This window comes from uncultured Mycobacterium sp., from assembly GCF_964249325.1.
Classification (GTDB): Bacteria; Actinomycetota; Actinomycetes; order Mycobacteriales; family Mycobacteriaceae; genus Mycobacterium.
This window is the reverse complement of the sequence record NZ_CAXUCH010000014.1, coordinates 39,755-40,273: the sequence shown is the minus strand read 5'-3', so window position 1 is coordinate 40,273 and position 519 is coordinate 39,755. Positions and strand designations below refer to the sequence as shown.

1 protein-coding gene (running past one end of the window) is annotated in these 519 nt (G+C 64.2%); it reads right to left on the bottom strand.

Annotated elements, in window-relative coordinates; translation table 11 throughout:
- The coding region annotated (locus tag ACFE99_RS03780; RefSeq protein ID WP_375482552.1) for a MaoC family dehydratase N-terminal domain-containing protein crosses the window boundary (this coding region is incomplete at its 3' end): on the bottom strand, window positions 1-519 show 519 of its 600 nt. The annotated region continues 81 nt past the right edge of the window.

The window sequence follows — 519 nt, the reverse complement described above, 5'->3', positions numbered from 1 at the left end:
GTCCCAGAAGAACTTGGTGTCGCGCGACGATGCCGGCCGCATCATCGCATGGGGATCCAGGTCGTCTGGCACTGCAGTTTTGTCGCTGTCCTTGGGCCGAAATTTGAGGATGCGCCAGTTCATTTCGGCCACATCTTCGTCCCCGACCTGCCACACGATGTGCTGGTTGATGAACCAACCCTCGCCCAGCGCGGTCTGCTTGGGCCCCACCACGTCGCCGAGCTCGGCGCTGACGCTGACCTCTTCACCCGCCTGCAGATAGCGGTGATAGGTCTGCTCACAGTTCGTCGCTACCACGCCGACAAAGCCGGCGTCGTCGAAGAGCTGGATGATGCGGCCCAGCGGATCGTCGTCGGGACGGACACCGCCCAGACCCATCATGGTCCACACCTGAATCATGGCCGGCGGTGCGACAATTCCGGGATGGCCGGCGGCGCGGGCGGCCGCCTCGTCGACGTAGATGGGGTTGCGGTCGCCGATGGCCTCCACCCAGTTGTTGATCATCGGCTGGTTCACCGG